A 25638-nucleotide genomic window follows, 5' to 3' on the forward strand; every position below is an offset into this window, starting at 1 on the left:
ACGCCGATGACAGACCCACATGTCGCAAGCCACGAGCAGGAGGTAACCGGCCGACCGTCGACCGGCTTGCTGTCGCGGATCAATGCCGTCGTTGCTCGCCTCGGCATGTATCTGTCCGTGACCGGCCTGCTCGTCATCGTCACCATCGTGTTCTACCAGGTGTTCGGACGTTACGTGCTCAATTCCAGCCCGACCTGGACGGAGAACCTTGCGCTGGTCCTGATCCTGTATGTCACGCTGATCGGCGCCGCCGTCGGCGTTCGCGACGCCGGACACATCGGCATGGACAGTTTGCTGGTGATGCTTCCGGATCATCTGCGAGAGAAGATCGAGCTCGTGATCCACGTTCTGGTGGCCGTGTTCGGCCTTGCGATGGCCTATAACGGCTGGATCCTCGGAGCGTCGGTCGGAACCGTGAAGATCCCCAATCTCGGGCTCCCCGAGGTCATCCGCTACGTCCCGCTGATCGCCTCCGGCGTCCTCATCGTCTCCTTTTCAATCGAGCACATCATTGCGCTCCTGCGCGGCGAAGAGGTCGTCCCCTCATGGAACTGATCATTCTCGGCGCAACCTTCTTCGGCTTCCTGATCCTCGGCGTACCCGTCGCCTTCGCGATCGGCCTCTCGGCGATTTGCACCATCCTCTACGAAGGCCTGCCGGTCGCCGTCATCTTTCAGCAGATGATGTCGGGGATGAACATCTTCTCCTTCCTCGCCATCCCGTTCTTCGTCTTCAGCGGTGAGCTGATGCTGCATGGCGGGGTCGCCGACAAGATCGTGCAGCTCGCCAAGAATCTCGTCGGACACATCCGCGGCGGGCTCGGCATGTCGAACGTGGTCGCCTGCACGCTGTTCGGCGGCGTCTCCGGCTCGCCCGTGGCCGACGTGTCGGCGATGGGCGCGGTGATGATCCCGATGATGAAGAAGGAAGGGTTCGATACCGACTACGCCGTCAACGTCACCACCCATGCCTCTCTGGTGGGCGCGCTCATGCCGACCAGCCACAACATGATCATCTATGCGCTCGCCGCGGGCGGCAAGGTCTCGATCGGCGCGCTGATCGCCGCCGGACTTCTGCCGGCGATCGTGCTGATGGTGTGCATGCTGGTCGCCGCCTACGCGGTCGCGGTGAAGCGCGGCTATCCGGCCGGCAAGTTCCCGGGCTGGGCCGAGGTTTTCCGCTCGTTCGCAGCCGCGCTGCCCGGACTTCTGATCGTCGGCATCATCCTGGCGGGCATCCTGTCCGGTGTCTTCACCGCAACTGAGTCCGCTGCCGTCGCGGTCACCTACACGATCCTGCTGACGTTCTTCATCTACCGCACCATGACCCTGCCGAACTTTCTGCGGGCTGCCGCCAAGGCCGTGAAGACGACGGGTGTGGTGCTGTTGCTGATCGGCGTCTCCACCATGTTCCAGTACCTGATGGGACTCTACGAAGTCGCCGACTTCGCCGGCGACTTAATGAGCAAGGTGTCCTCGCAGCCCTGGGTCATCTTCCTGCTCATCAACGTCATCCTGTTTGTGCTCGGCACGTTCATGGACATGGCGGCGACCATCCTGATCTGCACCCCGATCTTCCTGCCGATCGCGATGAAGGCGGGCATGGATCCGGTGCAATTCGGCATGCTGATGCTGATCAACTGCGCACTGGGGCTGAACACCCCGCCGGTCGGAACGACGCAATTCGTCGGCTGCGCCATCGGCGGCATCTCGGTGGGTGCGGTGATGCGCACCATCCTCCCGTTCTATGCCGCCCTGATCGCAGCTCTGATGTTCGTGACCTACGTCCCCGCATTCTCGCTGTGGCTGCCCCGCCTGCTGATGGGCTACAAGGGATAGCAGCAACAGGGAGAATCCGTTCGTGACTGACTATCGCAAGCTCTTCGATCTCACCGGCAAGACCGCCGTGGTGCTCGGCGCCGCCTCGGGCATCGGCAAATCGTCGGCTGAAGCGCTGGCCGGGCTCGGCGCCCGCGTCGTTTGTGCAGATCGCGCGCTTGACGCCGCGGAAGCGACCGCCGCCGGCATCCGCGACAAGGGCGGCTGGGCGGAAGCAGCCAGCTGCGACGCCGCGAGCGCTGCGGACGTCCATGCGCTCGCCAAGATCGTGATGCAGAAATTCTCGCGGCTCGACATCGCCGTGACGACGCCCGGGCTCAACATCCGCAAGACCATCCTCGACTACACCGAGGAGGATCTCGACCGCGTCCTCAACCTCAACGTCAAGGGCACCGTCTGGTTCTTCCAGGCCTTCGGCCGCATCATGGTCGAGCAGAAGGGCGGCAGCATCATCGCCTGCTCCTCGGTGCGCGCGGTGACCATCGAGCCGGGCCTTGGCGTCTACGGCTCGACCAAGGCGGCGATCGGCCTCCTGGTGAAGGGTTTTGCTTCAGAGGTCGGCCACGCCGGCGTCCGCGTCAACGCGATCGCGCCGAGCATTGCCGAGACCGCGCTGACCGGCCCGTTCAAGCAGCGGCCCGATATCTACAATCTCTATGCCGGCCATACCGTATTCAACCGCTGGAGCAGCGCCGACGAGGTCGCGACCGCCGTGGCCTACCTCGCTTCGGATGCCGCGAGCTATGTCAGCGGCAGCACGCTGTTCGTCGACGGCGGCTGGACCGCGGTCGATGGGCCGCCGACCGGTCTCACCCAGTTGCACAAATAAGGCGGCCGTCGGCACCTAGCCGGTAAAGCCCATGCTCCGGCGCAGCTCCTTCCGGTCTGCGCCGGTCAGCAGTGCGATCAGCGCGGCCGCCTCCTTCGGGTGTGCGGCCCGCGCCGTGACGCCGGCCGTGTACATCGTCACCAGTTCGCAGCCCGGCGGCAGCGATCCTGATAGCGCGATGCCGTCGGTCGCGATGATCTCGGTCGCCTGCGTGCATCCGATCGGCCGAGTTGCGGTGGACGACGCAAGCTCCCGCATCGCGGTCGCTCCGTTCGGAAAGATCTTGAGACGCGATGCGACCTCATAGGCGATGCCGAGCTGATCCAGCACTTTTGCGACATGCTGTCCCGCGGTCGAGGCTTTGGTGTCTGGAACGTAGATGGCATCCGCGGATCGCAGCACCTCGCGGAGATCGGCCTCAGTCTTCACCGTGACTTTCGGATCGCGGTTACGGACCGCCAGCGCGGTCTCGACCCGGCCGATATCTGCGATCGAGGAGGGGACGACGAACTGCTCCGCGGCTTGCTTCGCAAGGAGGGCCTGCGTCAGGATCACGAGATCGGCCGGCGTTCCCGCGCGCAGCTTGTCGGCCATGATGCCGACCGCGCCGAACTCGCCGTCGATACTTAATCCGGTCTGCGTCTTGAAGGGCTCGCCGAGGCCGCGCACCAGGCCTTGCGCCGCACCGCCGCTCAGAATGGTCACTGTCGTCACGATGCAAGCTCCATGGCTGCAATGATCCTGTCGCGCGTGATCGGCAGGTCGCGTACGCGCACGCCGAGGCAATCGTAGACCGCATTGGCGATCGCCGCCGTCACGGGGCCGTGCGCGGCCTCGCCGGCGCCGACCGGCTCGATCTCCGGCCGCTGGATGATTTCGACATCCACCGCCGGCACCTCGCTGAAGCTCAGGATCGGATAGTCCGTCCAGGATGTCGACGTGATGCGCGTTCGGTCGAAGCGGACGCGTTCCTTCAGCACCCAGCTCGTGGCCTGGATCGCACCGCCCTCGATCGGTTGATGACGCCGTCCGGATTGATGGCCTCGCCGACGTCGACCGCAAGCGTCAACCGCCGGACGCGGATGTCGTCGGTGCCCTCGATCTCGGCGATCGCGGCGCAATAGGCGCCCGTGTTCTTGTAGCGGGCGAAGCCGACGCCATGGCCGATGCCAGACTGTTTTTGCGGTTTCCACTGCGCGCGGCGCGCCGCGGCGCGAATGACGTCGCTGGCGCGCTCGTCGCGGAGATGACGCAGGCGGAACGCGATCGGGTCGTCGCCGCGCAGGACCGCGATCTCGTCGAGTATGGATTCGATCGCGAACACATTGCCTTGCCCGCCCAGGGTCCGCAGCGCCGACGTGCGCACCGGCATCGTCAGCAGCCGGTGGCTCGTGATGGTCCAGGCCGGGAGGTCGTAGAGTGGAACGGAGTTGCGGTCGCCGCCCCCACCATTGGCGGCCGGTGGATTCGTCGAGATCGTGCGCGGGTACGGGTTCGCGATCTCGGTCGCCGCAAGCAGCGCTGGCTGTGCCGCGCGTCCCGGCCGGGCGGCGTGGCCGTTGCTCCAGATTGCATGGCGCCAGCCGACGATCTCGCTGTCTGCATCGAGGTCGGCCTCGATCTCGATGGCCATCGCCGCGCCAAACGGCGCATGAGACATCTCGTCATGGCGCGACCATTGCACCCGCACCGGGCGGCCGCCGGCGCCTTTCGCCAGCAACACGGCATCGAGCGCGACGTCGTCGGCCGCATTGTGTCCGTAGCAGCCGGCCCCCTCCATATGCTCGACGACGATGTTTTCGGCCGGCAGCTCGAGCACGATCGCAAGATCGGCGCGCAGCAGATAGACGCCCTGGCTGTGGGTCCAGACATGGAGACGATCGCCGTCCCATTGCGCCATGGCGCAAGATGGCGCGATCGAGGCATGTGCGATGTAGGGACGGGTGTATTGCCGGCGAAGGGTGCGCGCAGCTCTCTTCGTCGTTGCCGCTGCTCTGGCGTCGATGACGGTGGTTTCGACCGGCTGGCTCTTCAGAAAGCCCGCGAGATCGTCTTCGTCGGGCAACGGCTCGCCGGCCGACCAGGTTGCGCCCTTGCGCAAGGCTTTCAGTGCGGCTTCCGCCGCAGCCTCGCTATCGGCAACCACGCCGGCAAAGCCGCCGTCGCGGACGATCGCGACGAGGCCGGGAACGGCGCGCGCCGCCGTCTCGTCGAGCGCAATCAGTCTGGCACCGGAGATGTCAGGCCGCAGCGCGCGGCCGTGTACCAGGTCCGGCAATGCACAATCGTGAATGAAGCGCGGTCGCGCGAACACCTTGTCGGGAATGTCGACCCGCTGGACCGAATGTCCGGCGACACCACGTGTGGCAGCGGGCTTCGCCACGGCGCCCGCGGTGGCGTCGCGGTCGAGCGAGACGTCGCCAGCCAGCTCCCAATAGCTGGTCCTGACATTGCCGGGACCCGAGATCGTGCCGTCATCGACATCGAGCAGCGCCGCATCGACGCCGAGACGCTCCGATGCGGCAGCGAGGAAGCGCTGGCGGACCTCGGCGCAGACGTGTCGCAGCGCGCGGCCGGATTGCTGGACCGAGAGGCTGCCCGAGGTGACGCCCTCGTTCGGGCTGGTCGCCGTCGAGGCGCGGATCAGCTCGATCCTGCCGATATCGACGTCGAGCTCGTCCGCGGCGATCTGCGCCAGCGCCGTGACGATGCCCTGGCCGATCTCGACCTTGCCGGGCGAGATTGCGACACCGCCTTCGCCGCTGAACCGCACCCAGGACGACAGCTTTGGATTGGCCGCGAGGCTAACCGGCAGTTTCGGGACGGGGGAGGGCAGACTCATGACGTCGCCGTCTCCGCTGCCGCGCGCAGCACGGCGCGGACCATGCGATTGTGCGATCCGCAGCGGCACAGATTGCGATCGAGCGCGGCTCTGACCTCGGTCTCCGTCGGCGACGGATTGCGCTTCAGCAGCGCCGCCGCGCTGATCAGGATCCCCGAGACGCAGTAGCCGCATTGCATCGCCTGCTCGGAGACGAAGGCGCGTTGCAGCGGATGCGGCTCCTCGGCCGTGCCGAGGCCCTCCACCGTGACGACGTCCTTGTCCGCCACCGACCACATCGGCATGTCGCAGGAGGCCATCGCGCGGTCGCCGACCATGACGTAACAGGCGCCGCACTCACCGGCCCCGCAGCCGAAATGCGGACCGGTGACGCCGAGCCGGCCGCGCAGCACATCGAGCAGCGTCTGGTCGAGATCGGCATCCACGGTCATCGCCGCGCCGTTGAGCTGAAATTGAATGGTCGGCATGATCGCTCTACGGCCTCAGGACTTGTCGAACTTCTTGACGACATCGGCCCATTTCTCGATATCGCCGCGAAGGAATTTCTCGAATTCCTCCGGCGTCATGGACATGGGTACGGCACCCTGCTCGGTCCAGAGTTTTACGATGTCCGGTCGCTTCACCATTGCGTTTACGGCGGCATTGAGCTTGTCGATGACAGGCTTCGGCGTGCCGGCCGGGGCCATCAGGCCAAGCCAGATCGTCGCCTCATAGCCTGCGACGCCGGCTTCGCCCGCGCTCGGCACGTTCGGCAGCACGGCCGAGCGCTCCTTGCCGGTGGTCGCGAGCGCGCGGACCTGGTTCTCGCCGATATTCGGCGCCATCGCCGGCACGGCGTCGATCATCATCTGCACCTGTCCACCGATCACGCCGCTGCGCGCCTCGCCGCTGTTGCGGTAGGGCACGTGGACCACATCGATGCCGGCCATGGCTTTGAACAGCTCGCCGGCCATGTGATAGGGCGTGCCCTGACCGGAGGAGGCGTAGTTCAGCTTGCCCGGCTGCGATTTGGCGAGCGCGATGAACTCCTGCAGAGTCTTCGCCGGAACCTGCGGGTTCACCACGATGACGAGGTCGGAGTAGTTCACCGGCGCGATCGGCGCGAGGTCGCGCATCAGCTCGTATTTGCGCTTGTCCGGCGTCAGGAGCGATTCATTCGCGGTCTGGGTGTTGGACATCATCAAAAGCGTGTAGCCGTCGGCCGGAGACTTTGCCGCTTCGACCGTGCCGATGACGCCGCCCGCGCCGGTGCGGTTCTCGACCACGAAGGGCTGGCCAAAGCTCTCCTGGAGCACATTGCCGATCAGCCGGGCCGCGACGTCCGCCGGCCCGCCGGCGCCAAAGGGCACTACGATCCGGACGGCGTGGGTCGGGTAATCCTGTGCGAATGAGGGGGCCGCAGCGAATGCACCGAGCAGACCGGCGAGCGCCAGCATCAATCTTCGGGCCGTCATGCCCACCTCCCTGTTGTCGTTCTTGTTGCCTGGCAATGTAGCGGCAGGAGATACGGACTGTCGACGGCTCACAAAGCCGATCGCGCCGGGAATATCGGGCCGTTTTCGGTGTGGCCGCGCCGCTCTTCGCGGTCGCGGCAGGAACCGGCAGGGCACGTGATCTGAGCAAATCGCATGGGCATTGCCGGATAAATGCCCTCGGCTGGCTGCTATTTTGATGTTACGAACTGGACATGAACCAGCACGCCAAGATCGAAATCCGCCATTCGACCTGTCCGCACGACTGCCCTTCGGCCTGCGCGCTCGATATCGAGGTGGTCGAAGGCCGCAGCATTGGCCGCGTCCGAGGTTCGAAAAAGCAGACCTACACGGCTGGCGTCGTCTGCGCCAAGGTCGCCCGTTACGCCGAGCGCATCCATCACCCCGAACGGCTGATTTATCCGATGCGCCGCACCGGGCCGAAGGGCTCCGGGCAGTTCGCGCGGATCTCCTGGGACGAGGCGCTGGACGCGATCGCGGATCGCTTCAATCAGGCCGAGCGCGAGTATGGCGCGGAATCGATCTGGCCTTATTACTACGCCGGCACGATGGGGCTGGTGATGCGCGACGGCCTCAATCGCCTCACGCATGTGAAGAAATATTCGCGCTTCTATCAGACCATCTGTGCCAATGTCGGGCGCATCGGGTTCGCGATCGGCACCGGCAAGATTGCCGGCGTCGATCCGCGCGAGATGGCGCTCTCCGATCTCGTGGTGATCTGGGGCACCAACCCGGTCAACACGCAGGTCAACGTGATGACGCATGCCGCGCGTGCGCGGAAGGAGCGCGGCGCCAAGATTGCCGCCGTCGACATCTACGACAACGAGACCATGAAGCAGGCTGACATCAAGATCATCCTGCGGCCCGGCACCGATGGCGCCTTCGCGTGCGGCGTGATGCATGTCCTGTTCCGCGATGGCTACGCCGACCGCGCCTATATGGACAAGTACACGGACTGCCCCGATGAGCTCGAGGCGCATCTGAAGACGCGCACGCCGGAGTGGGCGTCCGCGATCTGCGGCGTGCCGGTATCCGAGATCGAGGCCTTTGCGAAACTGGTCGGCGAGACCAAACGGACCTTCTTCCGGCTCGGCTACGGCTTCACCCGCTCGCGCAACGGCGCCACCCAAATGCATGCGGCGCTCTGTGTTCCCGCGGTGACCGGCGCCTGGCAGTATGAAGGCGGTGGCGCCTTCTTCAACAATTACGCGCTGTGGCACTTCAATGAATCCCTCATCGAGGGCCACGACGCGATCGATAAGACCACGCGGGCGCTCGATCAGTCGCAGGTCGGCCGCATTCTTACCGGCGACGCCGAAGCCTTGCTCGGCAAGGGGCCGATTAAGGCGATGCTGATCCAGAACACCAATCCGATGACGGTGGCACCGGAGCAGGCGCTGGTGCGTCAGGGGTTTGCGCGCGAGGATCTGTTCGTGGCGGTGCACGAGCAGTTCATGACCGAGACGGCCGAGATGGCCGACATCGTGCTGCCGGCGACCATGTTCATGGAGCATGACGATCTCTATTACGGCGGCGGCCACCAGCACATCTCGGTCGGGCCGAAGCTGATCGACCCGCCCGGCGAATGCCGCTCCAACCATCAGGTCATGCAGGCGCTGGCGCCGCGGCTTGGCGCGAAGCATCCGGGCTTCGAAATGACGCCGCGCGAATTGATCGACGCGACGCTGAAGCTCAGCAACCACGGCGACATCGCTGGTCTCGAAGCCGACATCTGGCGCGACCTGCAACCGGACTTCCGGACCTCGCATTATCTCGACGGCTTTGCCCATGCCGACAAGAAATTCCATTTCAAGGCCGATTGGGCGCATCCGCCGTTCGGCCAGACGATGGGCGATTTCGACAAGATGCCGTCGCTGCCGGATCATTGGGCGGTGATCGAGCATACCGATCAAGCCCATCCGTTCCGGCTCGCGACCAGTCCCTCGCGCAGCTTCCTCAACACCACCTTCAACGAGACGCCGTCCTCGCAGGCGCGCGAAGGCAGAGCGAGCGTGATGATCCATCCGCTGGATGCGGCCGCGCTCGACATCGCCGACGGCGACGCCGTGACGCTCGGCAACACCCGCGGCGAGACCACGCTGCTCGCAACGCTGTTCGACGGCGTGCGGCGCGGCGTGCTGATCGCGGAATCCGTTCACCCGAACAAGAATCATATCGGTGGCCGTGGCATCAACGTGCTGACTGGAGCCGATACGATCGCGCCGATCGGGGGAGCTGCATTCCACGACAACAAGGTCTGGATCAGGAAAACGGTCTCGCCCTGAGCGCGCGCTTCGCTCGCCCGCCAATTTGTGTCGAGGCGCTAAAGCAAGGCCTCGTCGCAGATTGCCCTTGCGCCTGCCGCCCGAGCTGCCGCAAATGGCTGCAAACGGGAGCAAGGAAGCGAGCGTACCATGACCGACACCACAGCAATCATCACCGAAAAGCGTGGGCAGGCGTTCTGGATCACCATCAACCGGCCGGAGAAACGTAACGCATTGAACGGCGAGGTTATCGCCAGCATCACCAAAGGCTATCGCGACGCGCATGACGACAAGGACGTCCGCGTCATCGTGTTGACGGGGGCAGGCGACAAGGCGTTCTGCGCCGGCGCCGACTTGCAGAATTCCGGCGCGGCGTTCGCGATGGATCATTCCAAGCCGAACGTCGACTATGCCGATCTGCTGCGGTTGTCGCAGAATGCGACGAAGCCGGCGATTGCGCGAGTCGGCGGCGTCTGCATGGCCGGCGGCATGGGCCTGTTGTGCATGACCGACATGGCGATTGCGGCCGATCACGTCATCTTCGGTCTGCCGGAGGTCAAGGTCGGCGTATTCCCGATGCAGGTGCTGAGCCTGTTGCAGAGCATCGCGCCGCCACGACTCGTCAACGAATGGGCGCTCACCGGCGAGCCGTTCGACGCGAAAGCCGCGCAAGCTGCGGGCCTGCTCAACTACGTTGTGCCCACCGGCGAACTCGATGCCAAGGTCGACTGGCTGATCGGCCGCATCGTCGACAAATCCCCCACCGCGATCCGTCGCGGCAAATATGCCATGCGCGCCATCGCCTCGATGTCGTTCGACGAGAGCATCGCCTACACGGAGAGCCAGATCGCATTGCTCGCGATGACCGAGGACGCGAAGGAAGGCCTGAAGGCCTTCGGCGAGAAGAGGAAGCCGGTCTGGACGGGAAAATAGGCGATCATTTCATTTACATTCGTTAGATGCCGCGGTCGCCCAATACACCTTCATTCCAAGGGATGATTGGCGTTTAGTCGAACAAAGAGCGATCTTGCCCGCTCCTCGCGACGTTTCTTGGTGGCTCTGATCAATTGCTTTCCGGTGCGCTTGGCGTAGGTTGGCAGTTGGCGGCTCGACCTATGACGGCCAGCGGCGCGCAACTCTGCATCCGTGAGATCGCTGTCGGCGCCTTCGGTGAATCCTCCGTGCCGGAAGGAAGTAAAGGAAAGTTCCTGACGAAGGCCAGCCTCCGCGATTATCTTCTTTACCACGCTGCGCAGATAGCGCAGGTCTTTGCGTGGGGTAATCCATGGAAGCGGGGTTTTTGACCGACGATGCGCATGGTCGCGTCGGAATACCAGGCCCGAGAGCGAGGTCTTTTTAATCTCGTCGAGCTCTTCCATAAGTTCGGGAAAGAGAGGGGCGCCCGTTTCGTCTAGCAGCGGCCACCAGGCTTCCTCTCCATTCTTTGGATGCACGATCCTGACGCTATTTGGCCGCTCGCTTGGGCGATAGTGCGAAATGTCGAAGGCGCCGAAGACGTGCTGCTCCCGCTGTAACCACTCCCATGCCAACAAAGCAGCAGTTCCGATCGAGCGGTAGTCAAGCTTTGTCGCGGCGGCTCTGAAAGCGACAAGTTCATCCCACGTTGCGGTCGGCGTGGGCCGTATTGGCCGTCCGGGTGCACTTGATTTTAGTCCCATCCGTGAAAATGGATTGCTCGCCGGTACCATCTTTTCCTGGGCGCGCTGGCCAACGAACCAGGCGCGCCGGCAGCTCGCCATGGCCACATTTGCATAACGTCGACGTTCGCGGACGATTACCTCTCCATTGCTACCTACTTTTGTTACTACTAGCAGCTTTCCATAGACTGCGTCGACGAAGGCCTTTGTGAAATCGGACAATTGCTTCGACCCAACACGACTTCCATCTTTTAACTCGTGATTGGCGAAGAGTGCGAGGCTTTTCCTGTACTGACGCTGAGTGTTGCTGTCGATTTCGTCCCACTTCTGGTGAGCCTGGAAGATGCTGACTAGCCAATCGAACGTGCCCGGTTCGGGAGAGGCGGCGATCATGTCACTTAAGCCCCGCGAGCGCCAACTTTCGAACGCGGGCAAGAGAACTTTATCCACCCGCTCGACGGCACTGGCGTAATCGCTTCCTAACGCTTCAGGCCTAAACCGCAGCCCTGTCGACGAGCCCAGGCTGGCGGCTCGAAATAATAGGCTATCCTATTGTTCGCTAGTATTTTTCGTCGACAATATCGAGGAAGTGTTGGTGCTGTATCAAATGACATCATACGAGGCATAATAGGTCCTCCGCTTCTCGAAGATGTCTTGTCCCGATCGGCGCTGCAAACTGGTCCATGATCGCCTTCGACCAAACTGGCTGCCGCAGCCGTCCTGTTCCGCGCCAGCTGACGGGTGGCGGTGCATGCCCTCGACCGATTGCGCGCGCGAGCTCGCCTGTGTTTCCAAAGTCCAGATAGGCTGCGGCCATGTCTGCTCTCATCATCGCGGGCCAGGTTCCAGCGGGTGGATAGCGGGCAGGCAGCGGAGAGCGGGGTGAAAGTGGGAGGTCTGATCTCACTGCTGGGTGCCGCTTGGTGCAATAAGAGCCGATCTCAGAAGAACTACGTCCGATTTCGTCCGTGGAGTGAGAGTGGACGCCGATCACACAGGGACTTCTACAGTGGGAGATGTTGTCTCTCTAGTGCGCGGCGCGGCCTAGCGGTGATAGGCCAGATTAGCGCGCGAAAAGGAGGGCTTGGAGCGCAGGCTCGAGGAAAGGCAATTTTGATCGATGAAATCCAAAAGGTGGAAATAGTTAAAAGTCTCGGCGCACGGTTGTCGGTTGGGCCCGCTAGCAGGCAGTCAACTGCTTTGGATGCATCATCAATGGCCCATCCGACAGATTCGCTGGCGGCCGTGCATTGAGGTATCGGATCGATTTCGAGTGTTGGAATTGGGAATGCGCACTGCGACGGACCGGCTTTGATTGATACAGGACTTACCGCGTGCTCGGCCGACCTCGGTTCAACCGCGGGCCTGCGGAAAGTGCGGCAGTTATGAGGATCCGTGGTGGCGCGGACAACCTGATGCCACGTCAACACATGGGTAGCTGATATGAAGAAAGTTGATATGGCGAAGCTGCTGAGCAGCTGCTGGCGGCGACCGATTGGCTGCCTACGTTCTTGAGGGCAGCGAAGCCGCAAGAGCGGACAGACACATCAACCAGCGTGAGTGACGGCTTCTCGCAAGCAGCCGAGTAACATTTTGGATTGGGACCGCGAGTGCCGCCCGGCTCATTCCAAAATTTCGGCGGCGCGCCTGATCGGCGCGCGGCCATTTTCGATAGATGTAAAGCGGCGGCTGCTCGGAGAGCCTCCGACTTGGATGAGGGGGCATGATCCTGGTATCCGTCGCCTTGCGTCATCCAGAACTGTGCAGTGTCGCTCGACCTTTTTCCGCGATGATGTGGATGAGGTCGGACGACTTAATTATGGAGTGACGACGGTGTCGAGATTGCTATCGAGCCGTGACCCCCGACGTGTCTTTGATCCAGCAGCAGTGAATGTTTTTGGGAGCGCCAATGTTCGCGCCGGGTACGTCTTTCCCGCCGTTGATACGCAATCGTCAGCAAGTGTTCGACTGATCCCGCGGTGTCCTTGTGCAGCACCAGCACCGGCCGTCATGTTGTTTCCGACAGATCGTTCAAGGGCGCGGCCAACGCAACCTCGAATGGGCTGATCAGGCCCGAGGACCGGCAAGAGCCTCGATCGCCTTCCCGCAACGGCTGCGCCTGCTTTTTTCCCTGCCGCGAAGAGGCGGCATTCCTCGCGGAAGACAAAAAAGCAGGCTTATCGCCGTCCTCCGCTGTGCTGCGGGCCTGACGGCTGCGGGCCGATCGCTCCCCGGGCCAAAGATCGCCATCGAGGCCGCGATGGACGCGGCCCGAACAACCAACGGAGACTACCATGGCTATCATCGGCACCTTCACCGCTGCGGACAACGGCTACATCGGCTCGATCAAGACGCTGACACTGAACATCAAGGCCAGGTTCGCCGCCTTCGAGAAGGACAACGACAAGGCGCCCGACTACCGCATCTTCGCCGGCGTGACCGATTATGCGTAGAGCGGCATTATGCGGAGGAGAGCTGGCCGGCACTGGCCGCTGATGCGGCCTTCGGGATCGCCAACGAGGCGGAACTGTCAGGACGGGTGTTGGGCGTCCGGATGCCGGTCGATGACGAACATGCTGCTCGCCGCCACGACGGCATTCGGCAAGACGGTTGTCGCAGCCGCACTCATCGCACATCGCGCCCGCAACGCACTGGTTCTCGTTCATCGCCGGGAACTACTCACTCAATGGGTGGAGCGCCTGAGTTCCTTTTTGAACATCGATCCGAAACAGATCGGCGTTATCGGGGGTGGAAAAAGAAAGCCGACCGGCGTCATCGATGTGGCGCTCATCCAGAGCCTCGTCCGCAATGGAGAGGTCGCTGATATCGTTGCTGATTACGGTCATCTGATTGTCGACGAATGCCATCATCTGTCCGCTGCAAGCTTTGAGCTTGTCGCTCGGCGGTCAAAGGCGCGATACGTCGTCGGCCTGTCCGCGACCGTTGCCCGAAAGGACGGGCATCATCCCATCATCTTCATGCAATGCGGCCCTGTTCGCCATCGGGTCGATGCAAGAGTTCAGGCTGCCGAACGTGGCATTCGTCACCGCGCCCGCGATCGCTCGACGAAATTTGAATTGCCGCCGTCCTTGGCGCGCGACATGAACATTTAGGCGTAGGCTACAAAGTTGGTCGACAAGAAGCAGGGGAGAGCATTTCTCTTGAAGAGAATTGCTAAGGGCTCGGCCCTCGCGCGGGCAAGGGTGAAGCACGCTGACGCGTGCCGACAGGACCGGTATCCCCGGACTTCCGCGCCATGATCTCTTGACGACCAAGGTCGTCAGGGCGCGTGCAGACGCGCGCTCGATTAGCGCGCCCCTTTTGGGCGGGTGATCCCTCCGGTCCTGCCGCCCTGGCCCTTGCTACCCCAGGTCTCGCCGACGGGCAGGGGTGCAGCGTAGCGCTGCGCTTCAACCTCGGCCCAAAGGAATAAGACCGTGAACATGATGTCTGTGTCTCAGAACGAGCCGCCTGCCACCGCGGGCTTCCGGGTGGATGTATCGCGTGGCCAGCGGATCGGCCGCGTATCGTCCGAGTGGTTTGCTCGGCCAGATGACGAACGCTATCTGAACCTCCCGGACCTCTATGACGTGGTACGCGGTCGCGCAGAGCGTGCGCAAGCGCGAACCGTGGAAAGCCGGGCCATCAAGGTGGAAGCGAGTCGGGACAATCCCGAGCGGTTGGCTCTGGTTGTGCCGGGACGTGACGAGTCCGTGGCGCCGACACATTGGAGCTTTGGTCAATTGTGCACGCTCGTCGGCGCACCGACCTCTTACATGCGGCAACTTCATGCCGCGCTATCGGCCATCAACCTGCAACACGGCCTGCTGTCCCATCGCGCCGAGCTCGTGAAAACCTTGGAGGCCGAAAACGGATGGATCGAGCTTCGCGCAGTCACCGGACCTGACTACGGCCGCATCTGGGACCATGAGCTTGTGGCTGCCGTCATGAAGATCGCGGGCGTTGGCACGAGTGATACGCGCTGGAAGGTCCCGGGTGTGCTAGATTGGTCAAGCATGACCTACAATCCCCTGATCGACCTCACCGAGGAGACGACGACGCTTTACGCCAGCGATCGGGACGTCTTTCTGTTTCTGGTCGACGATATGAATCCAATCGAAGCAGGACGTTTGGCGGATGGGTCACCGGATTTGTATTTCCGGGGATTTTACTGCTGGAGTAGCGAGGTCGGCAGCAAAACACTGGGAATCGCGAGCTTCTATCTCCGAGCGGTTTGCATGAACCGTAACCTGTGGGGCGTGGAGAATTTCGAGGAAATCACGATCCGGCATTCGAAATTCGCGGCGCAGCGGTTTGCCCATGAAGCTGCGCCAGCACTGACCCGCTTTGCCAATTCCTCGCCAGGGCCGTTCGTGGCGGGAATCAAGGCCGCACGGGAGCGGATCATTGCCCGGACCGACGAGGATCGCGAGACTTTCCTGCGTAAGGGTGGGTTCTCTAAGTCCGACGCCACGAAGATCATCGAGACAGTCTTGTGCGAGGAACGCCGCAAGCCCGAAAGCATCTTCGACTTCGTGCAGGGGATTACTGCGTTCGCGCGCGGCAAGGTTCATCAGGACGCGCGTCTTGAACTCGAAGGCAAGGCAAAGCGTTTGATGGAGCGTGCCATCTAATGGGATAAGTCGCGCAGTCGGTAGGGCTGCGCGGCTTTCCTCCTAAGGGGGTGCGTCGCCGCCGACCGGCAAGCCAGATCGGCGGCGCGGACGCATACTTGCGTCCGGGCGCCCGCCGGGCCTCCGGCCCGGCTCGCGAATCAAGCGGCGCCTATTTGGCGCGAGCTCTTTTAGTGGTTCGCTTTAAAAACTCATCAGGTTCGACATCCAGCTTATCGGCGAGACGACCAATGACCTTGATGCTGACGTGGTACACGCCCTTTTCAAGCTGACTCAAATAACTCCGGCTTATCTTGGCTTCCAACGCAAGTTCGTCTTGAGACCATCCCTTGCCATTGCGTAGACGACGCAAGTTTGTGGCGAATGTCTCCCGCAGATCCATGCGAGAAAGGATGCCGCTTGCTCAGTATATTGCACCTCGATATACTTAACAAAGCGCGATTTCATGAGCCGTTACACCAGTAAACTCGGCTTAGTCTTCTAACCGTGAGATCATGCAGACTCCGCCGCTCGATCCCAACGTGGCTGACTTGGCTCCCACCGAACCCGCGCTGACATCGTACGATGAGCAGCACGCAATAACTTACGTTCGGCTTCTGCAGGCGGAAGGTGAGGGGGCTGACTGGCGGGAAGTAGCCCGAATAGTCTTACATATTGATCCAGACAGTGAGCCGGACCGCGCCCTCAACGCTTACCGAAGTCATCTTTCTCGCGCTAAGTGGATGTCCGAACAGGGGCGTCTATTTCGTGGCAAGGGCACAAATTAGAAGAAATCCATCCCCGCGAAGACTTGGCTAAAAATCCCTTTCTCCCGTTGAGCCGTGGTGCACCTGGAGCACCACATGGTGCTCAAATAGGGACTTCCCACAACCGAATCGATCACAATTATTGCGCCGCAATCTCTGTTGGTTGCGTGCAATGGAATGAAGTCATGCCTGAGTTTGACTGGCGCTCGCCGGAGTCCTACCGAAGCCTTCAAGATGCAGAAATTACCGACATCGCCTGGGAATGCCTGCGTCGCAATACGGATTATCAACGCGATTACGACGCGATGATTGCGAGGAGCCAGGACGGTCAAGTGACGCCCGAATTCAGGAGGAAGTGGGGTATCTGCTTTCGCCCATGACCCTCGGCGGTCATTCGGGGAAGAGACCATCTATTGGGCGCCCGAGGTTCTTCCGACAGTCGTTCCAATCGCAGTAGCGCCGCCATCTCTCGATCAAATGGCCGTATCTCCGCGACCCCTTGAACTTGCGGCCGGGCCGCTGCGCCGCGAGAATGATGGTTGGCACGCGGTGCTGCGCATTGGCGCGGTCGACCATCGCGTCTGGTCGAGGGAACCGCCGAGTATCGGCGCCCACTACGTGACCGAGTTGCCGTTCGATCGCGACTTCGAGGCGCGGGCCTACGCAGCGCGACGGTTGTGGCGCGCCATGAATGGACGGCCGGCCGGCCAGGCCTTTCATGAGCTATCCCAGCAGAAGCGCGAGCGCTTGAGCGCCGCCCTGCGTGCGCTCGACGTTCATGGTGCCGGCGGCACCTATCGCGTCGTCGCAGCAACACTCTTTGGCCAAAAGCGGGTCCCCGATCGTGCGTGGAAAACGCACGATCTTCGCAATCGAACTATCCGTCTGGTGCAGAGCGGCGCCGCGTTAATGCGCGGCGGCTATCGCAAACTATTGCGACCGGTGCGCAAAGACTTCTAGCGCCTCTCTCTAGGGGGATCGAAAACGGCCCGATCAATCTCCGGCATCCCCCTCCGACATCGCCCTTCTCCATGATGACCGCACACAAGCCGGCACCGCCGCGCGCTGCGAGTGTCACCCTGGAGTTCTCAAATGCCCGATCTGATGGCTGGTCTACCACCGCGCTTCCTGCGAACCCCGGAGGCCGCGCGCTATCTCGGGCTCTCCGGTCGCACGCTAGAGAAGCATCGGACGTACGGGACTGGGCCGACTTATCGGAAGATCGGTGGACGTGTCGTCTACGCTTTGGACGATCTGAAAGCCTGGGCCGATCGCGGCGCCAAGACGTCGACGTCCGATCCCGGCAAGGGGACGGTGTTGCCGGCCAAGAAGCAGTCAGGCTTACGCCCGTATGCGGGCCAGGAACGCCGCTGATTCACGTCGGAAGCAAAGATCATGCGGCACAAACACCGTTCCGAGCGCGATCAGCTCGAACTCTTTCGGGCATTGCCCGGCGATCTGGCGCGCCGCGATGCGCAGGATCTGAAGGCATATCCGTTCTTCTCGCTCGCAAAGACGCAGCGGATTGTGCCGATCGATTTTCGTGCCGGGTCAATCTCCATTCGCGTCGAAACCGTGCCCGAGCACGGCATGGCCACTATTTGGGATGCTGACGCACTGATCTGGGCCGCGTCCCAGATTGTCGAAGCTGGTGATGCCGGCTTAAGGACCTCTCGGTTGATGGCTGCAACGCCTTACGAGATTCTGACGTTTGTGGGCCGTGGGACGAGTGCGCGAGATTATGCCTGGCTGAAGGCCGGTCTCGACAGGCTGCAGTCGACGACGGTGATGACGTCGATCCGTCAGCCGACTGAGCGGCGGCGTCATCGTTTCTCGTGGATCAACGAGTGGCGGGGGACAGCCGATGCAAACGGCCGTCCACTCGGGCTCGAACTGATCCTGCCGGATTGGTTCTATGCCGGCGTCATCGATGATGCGTTCGTGCTGGCGGTTGATCGCGCTTATTTCGATCTGACGGGCGGAGTTGACCGATGGCTCTATCGTCTCGTCCGCCAGCACGGCGGTCATCAGGCAGTGGCTGGAGCTTTGACCTTGTGCATCTCCATGCCAGGTCCGGCGGCCTCTCTCCGCTCAAGCACTTTGCATACGATGTGCGCGAAGTGGTCAGCCAGCAGATGCCCGGCTACGAGCTAGTCCCCACGCGCGATCAGAACGGGGCTGAACTGTCGAACTTCAAGCCCATCGCCGTGGCGGCGCTATTTGCGAGACTTCGCAAGCGCGGTCTCATTCCAAACTCGGAGGACAATCTGTGAATCAGCTCGTGCTATCGGGGACCACGACCCTCGTGCCATCGGGGACCGGATCCTCGTGCTATCAGGGACCGGAATCGGGCCCAGGGGCTTGTTTCTCCGCGCTTTCCTGGCGCTCTAACTCTACTAACTGGAAATACTTCGGATTTCTTCTAACGGACCGCTCCAAAGCCCGTGATGGGCTCGTTCGTCAACGACAGTGTGGCCTCCAAACCGAGGGAGCCGCTGCATGAGCGATCTCACGCAAGTAGAGGTGCTGTGGCTCGAGAAGCGTATCGAGAATCGTGTTCGCTTCGGTCGCATCGCTGAGGAGCAGAGGATCGATCAATCGCGGCGCATCCTGTCTTTCGCGCCGGGCAGCATCTTTGCCTTCGTCCGCTGGACGTCCAACGACTTTGGAACACTCATTTCGCGCGTCGATGTCTTGCGAGCGGTCGCGCCGGGACAGCGCTGCTCGACCGTGCCCTATGTGAAGCCCGGGGCGGAGAGTTTGCTGCGGCTGGTCGGCTGGCAAAAAGTCGAACGGGTGCTGCAGGCGATCGACGCCATTGAGGCTCTTAGCATCAATCCGGCGGATGTCGCCCCTGATCATTGGCAGCACGTTCACAACCGGCTCTCGGTCAACGAAAACCCGCGCGCGTATACGAAGGCTCGTCATCAGGCTTGGCTCCATCGGCAGAGGATCATGCGATGATGGGGGGCCTGAAGACACTGACCATGACATCTGCGGGAGTGGCTGCGCTTGCCATAACGGTGATCGCAGACATAAGCCCGCTCTACATCTGGAACGCATCGCCGAGTGTCGCGATTGGGCTCTACCGCTTGCGATCCGTCGAAGAGTTTTACGTCACAGAGTTGGTGGCGGTTCGGCCACCCGAGCCGCTTGCGACCATTCTTGATCTGAACGGCTATCTGCCAATCGGCGTCCCCATGCTCAAGCGGGTACTGGCGCTGCCCGGACAAACGGTTTGCAGGCACGGTGTCTCAATCTCGGTCGACGCCATCGTCATGGGTGAGGCACGAGAACGCGACGGGCGAGGCCGACCTCTGCCGAACTGGCAGGGTTGTCGAGCCGTCGGCGAGGGCGAACTCTTCCTCATGAATTGGCAGTCTGACGACTCGCTGGATGGCCGCTACTTCGGCGTTCTACCCGCATCGGCTGTGATCGGCCGTGCGCGCCCCGTGTGGACCTGGGAGGAATGATCTTGGTCCTTCCATACTTTCGATCTGTCATTCGTCTGTTCGATCAGTTGCGGCACCATTCCTCCGTCCCGACCGAAAATTGTAATGCCGTCGCGCGCAGCGGCAGTCCAGGGCGGCCGAACGGCCGGTGCGAAGCAGCTTTACCCTGGGCGGTCGCGAGCACGGTGGCATGCTTGGGGTTATGGTGGGTGAGCACTTGGGCCGTCGTGCCACTGCTGTTCGCACTGTCGATAGACTGTCGTTTTGCACGCGCCGACGAACAAGAGGTCGCGCATCCGACGAGGGGCCAGACCACCGGCCGGTTCGAGCATTTCGTCGGCGAAGCCGCGCAGCGGTTCGCCATTCCCGTGCAGTGGATTCAATTAATCCTGCGGATCGAGAGCGCTGGAGATGCGCGCGCCAAATCGGACAAGGGCGCAATAGGGCTGATGCAGATCATGCCAGCGACGTGGACCGGACTTCGCCTGCGCTATGCTCTGGGAAATGATCCGTACGACCCGCACGACAACATACTGGCTGGTTCGGCATATCTAAGAGAGCTCTTTGACCACTACGGCTTTCCGGGTGCGTTCGCAGCCTACAACGCCGGGCCGGTGCATTACGAACAGCATCTTGCGGGCGACACTTTGCCGGTTGAGACGCGAGGCTATGTGAGCAGGATTGTTGCTGAGTTGGACGCCGCATCCGCTTCGACGTCGCCTGCCGATGCACGTCTATGGTTGGCTTCGCCGATCTTTCCTGCACAATCTGACCGAATGGGCGCCGCCGGCCGGCAGCAACCGACCGCGTCAAGACTGCACACGCCGTCGGTGATCGTTCCGAAGCCAACCGGAATGTTTGTCGCAAGGCTTGATGCGGGAGAGGGGCGATGACCCGTTACGCAATCTTGCGAATAGTCATGTGCTGCTCGAAGAAGTCTGCGGAGACTTGGAGATCGGTAGGAGATACGACGTATGCGTCCGGATCCTGCACATGAGCTCAGGCCTTGACAGGATGCTGAGCGTTCCAAGCCCACGGCAGCAGTTCGTCCAGACGGTTGATCGGATGTCCGTCGACCATTCGCTGCAGCACGTCACGCAGGTATGCGTAAGGCTCGACGTCATTGAGTTTGCACGTCTCGATCAGCGAACAGAGGATTGCCCATCGTTCCCCGCCGCCGTCGCTACCGGCAAAGAGATGGTTCTTGCGGCCGAGCGCCACAGGTCGGATCGCCCGCTCGACGGGGTTCGTGTCGAGTTCGATGCGGCCGTCATGGAGGAAGCGGGTCAATCCATCCCAGCGCGACAGCGCGTACCGGATCGCTTCGGCGAGATTGCCGCGGCCGGGCAGTTGCGGGAGCTGAACCTCGAGCCAAAGGCGAAGGCTGTCAATGATCGGCTTGGCGAGTGCGCGCCGCGTGGCCAGCCGATGCGCTGGCGATTGACCACGCACCTGCGCTTCGACGGCATAGAGGCTGGCGATGCGGCGCAGGGCCTCGTGCGCGATGGGCGTGTCCTCGGCTTGCGCAACCTCGTAGAACCTGCGCCTGGTGTGCGCCCAACATGCGGCGAGAGTGATGTTTCCGGCGCCAGTCAGCCGCTCGAATCCAGCGTAACCGTCGACGTGCAGAACGCCCCTAAAGTGCGTCAGATGCGCTGCCGGGCGCTCCGCTTTCCGGTCGGGCGCGAACACATAAACCGCAGCTGGCGGCTCAGGCCCAGCCCAGCTCCGTTGATCGCGGGCATACACCCACAGCCGTCCGGTTTTGGTGCGCCCGCGGCCAGGATCGAGCACCGGGATTGGAGTGTCGTCGGCAAACAGGTGATCCGACGCGAACATGTGCTCGCACAGCCGATCGTGCAGAGCCGCAAACCACCAGCACGCGCCGCCGACCCATCCGGCCAATGTCGAGCGCTCCAGTTCGACGCCATGGCGGGCAAAAATCTGCGCCTGTCGATAGAGCGGTGTGTGGTCGCAGTATTTGCTGACCAGCACCTGCGCGAGCATGGCTGGCGTGGCCAAACCGCCGGCGATCGGTCGTTCGGGCGCCGGTGCCTGGGTGATCGTTCCGCAGCTGCGGCAGGCATATTTCGGGCGGCAGACGCGCACCACGCGCAACTGCGCTGGTACCCAGTCCAGCATCTCGCTGACACTCTCACCGATCGCATGCAGCGCGCCGCCGCAGCACGCACATTTCTCGCTATCGACGTTGAGCACGACCTCTTCGCGGGGCAGATGATCCGGCAGTGGCTTGCGCTTCGGCCGCAGTTTCTGCGTCGGCGCAGACGCCTCCACCGAGGCTTGATCTGCCTCGACAGCCGACAGATCGACGTCCAGGTCTTCCAGTCCAAGGGCGAGTTGATCGGCGTCGAGACGCTCGGAACGTCGTCCAAATTGTGCACGCTGAAGCTGTTTGATGATTGCCTGGAGACGCTGGATCTCGCTGTTCCGATGCGTGATGACCGAAGCAATGTCGCGCACCAGGCGATGCAGAAGCGCAGTATCCGACGGCAGATTGTCGAGATCGAGCTGCATGACCGATTCTACTCGGACACGCTGATTCGACGAAGCAACTTCGCTATATTCTATGCGTGTTTTTGCGATTCAACCCGCGATGACCGGGCGCCAACGACGCTCGGGTGTGCGCCAATCGATGCCTTCGATCAGCATGGCAAGCTGCGCCGGGGACAGCGTCACCGTGCCGCCCGGATCGCTCATTCTCGGCCAGATGAAGCCGCCTTGGTCGAGCCTTTTGCTGAACAGACAAAGGCCGTTGCCGTCCCAGAACAGGATCTTAAGCGTGCTTGCCTTCTTGCCTCGGAAGGCAAACAGGTGGCCGGAGAATGGGTCCTTCTTGAGGTGTTCCTGAACGAGAGCGGCGAGGCCATCCAGGCCCTTCCGCATGTCGGTATATCCCAAAGCCAAATGCACTTTCACGCCGGCCGGCACGATCATCATCGGGCAGTCTCCTGCTCAATGACGTGGCGACGGACTGCATCCGGATCACTGCCGATCGGTGCGAAGACGCGACGCCCATCGTCCAATTCGACAACCGTCATGCCGTTAGGCGGCTGCAACAGATCGTTCAGGACGAGCGTTGCGGATTGTGCGCCGGCGACCCTCACAGCCGCCAATTTCGCCGGCACTCGCTTGCTGAACCCGAACTGTACCCGCCACCGGAACAACATGCTCGTGACGATGCCGTGGCGCCGGCAAACCTCGGCAGCGGTGGCACCGGGGAACTCGGACTGGGTCACAATCGCGAGCTTTTCCTCCTCACTGAAGCGACGCCGGTTGGCGCGTTCGTCGCTCGGCGGATCGACGGCTGGTGCATCTGTCAAGCGGCTTCTTGCGCGAGACCCCTTAGCAGCGCTGCTAACACTAGTGCTTATTAGTGGGCGGGCACTCGGATGAAGTTGCGTCCGCCAGTCGATTTCCACCTCATTGGCGTCGATCAGATCGCGCCACCGTTTCAGGCTGTGCTGCGATATGCCATGTGCCCGGGCATAGGCTTGCATGCTCAGTCCACACCACCTCATCGCTTCAACGTGCATTGTCCAGAACGCTTGGACGGCTCTGCAGCGCTGGTCCTTCGACACTGGACTCCGCTTCTTGCGAAGCCGCTCCCGACGTTCCTCGCGACGCAATTCCGCACGTACTTTCAGCGTTTCGGCGTCAATCAGATGCCGCAGCCAGCGATCGAATGTGCCGTCACTGAGACGATGCTGACGACAGTATTTGCGCTTGCTGAGACCGCTTCGCCGCCACGCCTCAACGTGTACCGACCAAAAAGAGCGACGCGCTTCGTTCTTGAAATATTCCGTACCCACCGGAGATCCTCCAATGCAGCAAGGAACCCGATATGGAACGACAACGCACTCTCGGAAAGTCGTGCAGGATTCGGACGCTTACGATACGACGGGCGATGGCGAGATAAAAGGGGCTCACCGGTCGAACCGCAAGCCATTGGCATGGCTTGGGTTCTGGCGTGCCGGTCGGTCGGTACGCGTGCCGCGCTCTGCGTTTTGGGCAATGCAATCAAAGACATCTTCGGCACTGTGGGTGCTTTTGCGCCATTTGAGGGCCGGATATGACCGTTCGCGATAGCGACTTGCGTGTCCGGCCTGGGCGTATCCGCAGCACGCGCGCGCCCAAGCTCAAAACATTCATCAGCCAGGTGTTACGTGCCGCCAAGAAGGCTGGACACATCTCCGGTCAGGCTGCCTCCGGCAGACGGTCAGCAGCCTATGGGCGCTCGACCTTTGGCCGCGGCAGGCTAGCCTTCAGCCGAAGCCGGTTGTCCAGCCCGACCCGACGTGTTGTCGTGAAGGCGCGTGTTGTTCGCCACAAGGGGCGATCCTTCCGCTCAGCGCCATTGACGGCCCATCTTTCGTACCTGAAGCGCGACGGCGTCACCCGAAGTGGTGAGCCCGCCAGTATGTTCGATGCTTCCGGCGACCGTGCGGATGGCGCGGCCTTTGCCGAGCGGTGTCAGGACGACCGCCACCATTTCCGGTTCATCATCTCGCCCGAAGATGCCGGCGGTATGACCGACCTCAGAGCGTTCACCCGCGACCTGGCCAAGCAGATGGAGATTGATCTCGGTACGCGGCTCGATTGGGCGGCCCTCGATCATTGGAACACAGACAACCCTCACATCCATCTTCTCGTTCGGGGAGTCGATGAGGAGGGGGCCGACCTCGTGATCTCCCGCGACTACATCAGCCGTGGCCTTCGTTCGCAGGCCGAGGAACTGGTTGCGATCGAACTAGGTCCGAAGCCCGAGCACGAAATCCGCGATTCACTGGAGAGGGAAGTGATTGCAGAGCGATGGACCCGGCTCGATCAGGAGATCTGGCTGGCCGCCGACGAAGCCGGCTATGTCGATCTTCGCCCTGACCCCCCTGGCAGCTCGGACCCCGAAATCCGGCGCCTGATGGTGGGCCGCCTACAGCATCTGAAGAAGATGGGCCTTGCCGCGCCAGCTGCGCTCGGAGAATGGATGGTGGGGCTCGAGGCCGAGCGCAGCCTGCGCGACCTCGGCATGCGCGGCGACATCATCAAGACCATGCACCGTGCCTTCACAGAGCGTCGGGAAGCACGAGGTGTTTCGGACTTCGTCATCGAAGGCGGACGGCCAGCGAACCCGATCATCGGGCGGCTGGTCGATCGGGGATTGCATGACGAGTTCACCGGCGAGGCTTACGCCGTGATCGACGGAACAGACGGTCGCGCGCACCACTTCCGCCTTCGCGGGATCGAAGCCTTCGAAAATGCTCCGCCAATCGGCGGAATTGTCGAGGTACGGCGCTTCGGTCAAGCCGACGATCCCAGTCCCACTTTGGTGCTCGCGACCCGTTCCGATTTCGATCTCGGCGCGCAGGTCGACGCGAAAGGCGCGACATGGCTGGATCACCGATTGGTCGAGCGCGAGCATTTGCCGCTAGCCATGGGCGGCTTTGGCCGCGAGACCCGCGATGCCATGGAGGCTCGGATTGAGCATCTGGTTCAGGAAGGTCTGGCGCGGCGGCAGGGCCGGCGCGTCATCCTGCAGCGCGACCTCCTGGACACGCTGCGCAGGCGCGAACTGGACGGAGTGGGCGCAAGGGTTTCGGCCGACACTGGCCTGCCTCAGGTGAAGGCCGCTTCCGGTGAGCATGTGGCCGGCACGTATCGCCAGCGGCTGACGCTGACCTCGGGACGGTTCGCCATGATCGACAATGGGCTCGGGTTTCAACTGGTGCCCTGGTCCCGCGAACTCGAAAGCCGGCTCGGCCAGCATGTCTCCGGGGTCGTGAAGGACAGCGGCGGCATCGAATGGGGTTTTGGCCGCAAACGCGGCTTGGGCCTCTAGCTAACTCTCAAATTGGCTTGTGAAGGTT

The 25638-nt window shown here is 62.3% G+C and carries 23 protein-coding genes and 4 pseudogenes; 17 read left to right on the top strand and 10 right to left on the bottom strand.

Going from position 1 to position 25638, the window contains the following annotated elements:
* The first annotated feature begins 6 nt into the window (after positions 1 to 6).
* From HAP41_RS15750 to HAP41_RS15760, 3 genes are read left to right on the top strand one after another with little or no spacing between them, the layout of a single operon-like run.
* A complete protein-coding gene (locus tag HAP41_RS15750; RefSeq protein ID WP_071911870.1) occupies positions 7 to 555 on the top strand; it encodes a TRAP transporter small permease in 549 nt (182 codons plus the stop codon).
* Positions 546 to 1838 (top strand): TRAP transporter large permease, encoded by a 1293-nt coding sequence (locus tag HAP41_RS15755; protein ID WP_028149682.1) that lies wholly within the window; start codon positions 546 to 548, stop codon positions 1836 to 1838. The genes HAP41_RS15750 and HAP41_RS15755 overlap by 10 nt, the downstream gene beginning before the upstream one ends.
* Positions 1839 to 1860: 22 nt before the next feature.
* A complete protein-coding gene (locus HAP41_RS15760) occupies positions 1861 to 2667 on the top strand; it encodes an SDR family NAD(P)-dependent oxidoreductase (RefSeq protein WP_166100042.1) in 807 nt (268 codons plus the stop codon).
* Positions 2668 to 2682: 15 nt separating this feature from the next.
* On the opposite strand, the gene HAP41_RS15765 is transcribed toward HAP41_RS15760, so the two are convergent.
* The 4 genes and pseudogenes from HAP41_RS15765 to HAP41_RS15785 form a co-directional block, all read right to left on the bottom strand.
* The gene (locus HAP41_RS15765; protein WP_166100039.1) at positions 2683 to 3381 is read right to left on the bottom strand and encodes a molybdate ABC transporter substrate-binding protein; all 699 of its coding nucleotides are present in this window, start codon (positions 3379 to 3381) and stop codon (positions 2683 to 2685) included.
* Positions 3378 to 5509, bottom strand: a pseudogene (locus HAP41_RS15775) (xanthine dehydrogenase family protein molybdopterin-binding subunit). The gene HAP41_RS15765 and the pseudogene HAP41_RS15775 overlap by 4 nt, the downstream one beginning before the upstream one ends.
* Positions 5506 to 5976 (bottom strand): (2Fe-2S)-binding protein, encoded by a 471-nt coding sequence (locus HAP41_RS15780; RefSeq protein ID WP_166100036.1) that lies wholly within the window; start codon positions 5974 to 5976, stop codon positions 5506 to 5508. Before HAP41_RS15780 ends, HAP41_RS15775 begins: the two are co-directional and overlap by 4 nt.
* 15 nt (positions 5977 to 5991) lie before the next feature.
* On the bottom strand, positions 5992 to 6963 hold the full coding sequence (locus tag HAP41_RS15785) for a tripartite tricarboxylate transporter substrate binding protein (RefSeq protein WP_166100031.1): 972 nt from the start codon (positions 6961 to 6963) through the stop codon (positions 5992 to 5994).
* Between the two features lie 233 nt (positions 6964 to 7196).
* Between HAP41_RS15785 and HAP41_RS15790 the strand changes: the two genes are divergently transcribed.
* On the top strand, positions 7197 to 9287 hold the full coding sequence (locus HAP41_RS15790) for a molybdopterin oxidoreductase family protein (RefSeq protein ID WP_166100024.1): 2091 nt from the start codon (positions 7197 to 7199) through the stop codon (positions 9285 to 9287).
* A 129-nt stretch (positions 9288 to 9416) separates the two neighbouring features.
* The gene (locus HAP41_RS15795) at positions 9417 to 10199 is read left to right on the top strand and encodes an enoyl-CoA hydratase/isomerase family protein (protein WP_166100021.1); all 783 of its coding nucleotides are present in this window, start codon (positions 9417 to 9419) and stop codon (positions 10197 to 10199) included.
* 50 nt (positions 10200 to 10249) lie between these two features.
* Here HAP41_RS15795 and HAP41_RS15800 read toward each other — a convergent pair whose 3' ends face one another.
* Positions 10250 to 11317 carry a site-specific integrase gene (locus tag HAP41_RS15800; protein WP_049813062.1) on the bottom strand — a complete coding sequence of 356 codons (1068 nt, stop codon included), beginning with the start codon at positions 11315 to 11317 and terminating at the stop codon, positions 10250 to 10252.
* 1901 nt (positions 11318 to 13218) lie between these two features.
* Here HAP41_RS15800 and HAP41_RS15805 point away from each other — a divergent pair.
* The 3 genes and pseudogenes from HAP41_RS15805 to HAP41_RS15815 all read left to right on the top strand — a co-directional run.
* A pseudogene (locus HAP41_RS15805) lies at positions 13219 to 13371 on the top strand (DUF736 domain-containing protein); the annotation flags it as partial.
* 117 nt (positions 13372 to 13488) lie between these two features.
* Positions 13489 to 14037 carry a DEAD/DEAH box helicase gene (locus HAP41_RS15810; protein WP_224580829.1) on the top strand — a complete coding sequence of 183 codons (549 nt, stop codon included), beginning with the start codon at positions 13489 to 13491 and terminating at the stop codon, positions 14035 to 14037.
* A 330-nt stretch (positions 14038 to 14367) separates the two neighbouring features.
* Positions 14368 to 15558: a DUF932 domain-containing protein gene (locus HAP41_RS15815; RefSeq protein ID WP_175618492.1), complete on the top strand. Its 1191-nt coding sequence runs from the start codon at positions 14368 to 14370 to the stop codon at positions 15556 to 15558.
* Positions 15559 to 15709: 151 nt separating this feature from the next.
* Here the strand turns inward: HAP41_RS15815 and HAP41_RS15820 are convergent, their stop codons facing one another.
* The gene (locus tag HAP41_RS15820; protein ID WP_038958600.1) at positions 15710 to 15940 is read right to left on the bottom strand and encodes a helix-turn-helix domain-containing protein; all 231 of its coding nucleotides are present in this window, start codon (positions 15938 to 15940) and stop codon (positions 15710 to 15712) included.
* A 112-nt stretch (positions 15941 to 16052) separates the two neighbouring features.
* Between HAP41_RS15820 and HAP41_RS15825 the strand changes: the two genes are divergently transcribed.
* From HAP41_RS15825 to HAP41_RS15860, 8 genes and pseudogenes are all read left to right on the top strand, one after another.
* Positions 16053 to 16325 carry a DUF2285 domain-containing protein gene (locus tag HAP41_RS15825; protein ID WP_080584123.1) on the top strand — a complete coding sequence of 91 codons (273 nt, stop codon included), beginning with the start codon at positions 16053 to 16055 and terminating at the stop codon, positions 16323 to 16325.
* Between the two features lie 164 nt (positions 16326 to 16489).
* Positions 16490 to 16684 carry a transcriptional regulator domain-containing protein gene (locus HAP41_RS15830; RefSeq protein ID WP_038958601.1) on the top strand — a complete coding sequence of 65 codons (195 nt, stop codon included), beginning with the start codon at positions 16490 to 16492 and terminating at the stop codon, positions 16682 to 16684.
* Positions 16685 to 16781: 97 nt separating this feature from the next.
* Positions 16782 to 17264, top strand: a complete 483-nt coding sequence (locus tag HAP41_RS15835; RefSeq protein ID WP_166100009.1) for a DUF2285 domain-containing protein — start codon at positions 16782 to 16784, stop codon at positions 17262 to 17264.
* Between the two features lie 132 nt (positions 17265 to 17396).
* Positions 17397 to 17678, top strand: a complete 282-nt coding sequence (locus HAP41_RS15840) for a helix-turn-helix transcriptional regulator (protein ID WP_038958603.1) — start codon at positions 17397 to 17399, stop codon at positions 17676 to 17678.
* A gap of 21 nt (positions 17679 to 17699) precedes the next feature.
* Positions 17700 to 18577 (top strand): annotated as a pseudogene (locus HAP41_RS15845) (replication initiator protein A).
* Between the two features lie 226 nt (positions 18578 to 18803).
* A complete protein-coding gene (locus HAP41_RS15850) occupies positions 18804 to 19268 on the top strand; it encodes a DUF2840 domain-containing protein (protein WP_038958604.1) in 465 nt (154 codons plus the stop codon).
* Positions 19265 to 19777: a S26 family signal peptidase gene (locus HAP41_RS15855; RefSeq protein WP_038958605.1), complete on the top strand. Its 513-nt coding sequence runs from the start codon at positions 19265 to 19267 to the stop codon at positions 19775 to 19777. Before HAP41_RS15850 ends, HAP41_RS15855 begins: the two co-directional genes overlap by 4 nt.
* Positions 19778 to 19983: 206 nt before the next feature.
* The gene (locus HAP41_RS15860; protein WP_166100005.1) at positions 19984 to 20649 is read left to right on the top strand and encodes a lytic transglycosylase domain-containing protein; all 666 of its coding nucleotides are present in this window, start codon (positions 19984 to 19986) and stop codon (positions 20647 to 20649) included.
* A 106-nt stretch (positions 20650 to 20755) separates the two neighbouring features.
* On the opposite strand, the gene tnpC is transcribed toward HAP41_RS15860, so the two are convergent.
* From tnpC to tnpA, 4 genes and pseudogenes are all read right to left on the bottom strand, one after another.
* On the bottom strand, positions 20756 to 22291 hold the full coding sequence (tnpC, locus tag HAP41_RS15865) for an IS66 family transposase (protein WP_166100001.1): 1536 nt from the start codon (positions 22289 to 22291) through the stop codon (positions 20756 to 20758).
* Positions 22292 to 22360: 69 nt separating this feature from the next.
* Positions 22361 to 22714 (bottom strand): IS66 family insertion sequence element accessory protein TnpB, encoded by a 354-nt coding sequence (tnpB, locus tag HAP41_RS15870; protein ID WP_045003380.1) that lies wholly within the window; start codon positions 22712 to 22714, stop codon positions 22361 to 22363.
* On the bottom strand, positions 22711 to 23097 hold the full coding sequence (locus tag HAP41_RS15875; protein WP_224580828.1) for a transposase: 387 nt from the start codon (positions 23095 to 23097) through the stop codon (positions 22711 to 22713). Before HAP41_RS15875 ends, tnpB begins: the two co-directional genes overlap by 4 nt.
* A gap of 153 nt (positions 23098 to 23250) precedes the next feature.
* Positions 23251 to 23586 (bottom strand): annotated as a pseudogene (gene tnpA / locus HAP41_RS50750) (IS66 family insertion sequence element accessory protein TnpA); the annotation flags it as partial.
* A gap of 260 nt (positions 23587 to 23846) precedes the next feature.
* Between tnpA and HAP41_RS15885 the strand changes: the two are divergent.
* Entirely contained in the window at positions 23847 to 25610 is a 1764-nt protein-coding gene (locus HAP41_RS15885) for a relaxase/mobilization nuclease domain-containing protein (protein ID WP_166099992.1), read from the top strand.
* Positions 25611 to 25638: the final 28 nt, after the last annotated feature.

Source organism: Bradyrhizobium barranii subsp. apii (assembly GCF_011516635.5).
Classification (GTDB): Bacteria; Pseudomonadota; Alphaproteobacteria; order Rhizobiales; family Xanthobacteraceae; genus Bradyrhizobium; species Bradyrhizobium barranii.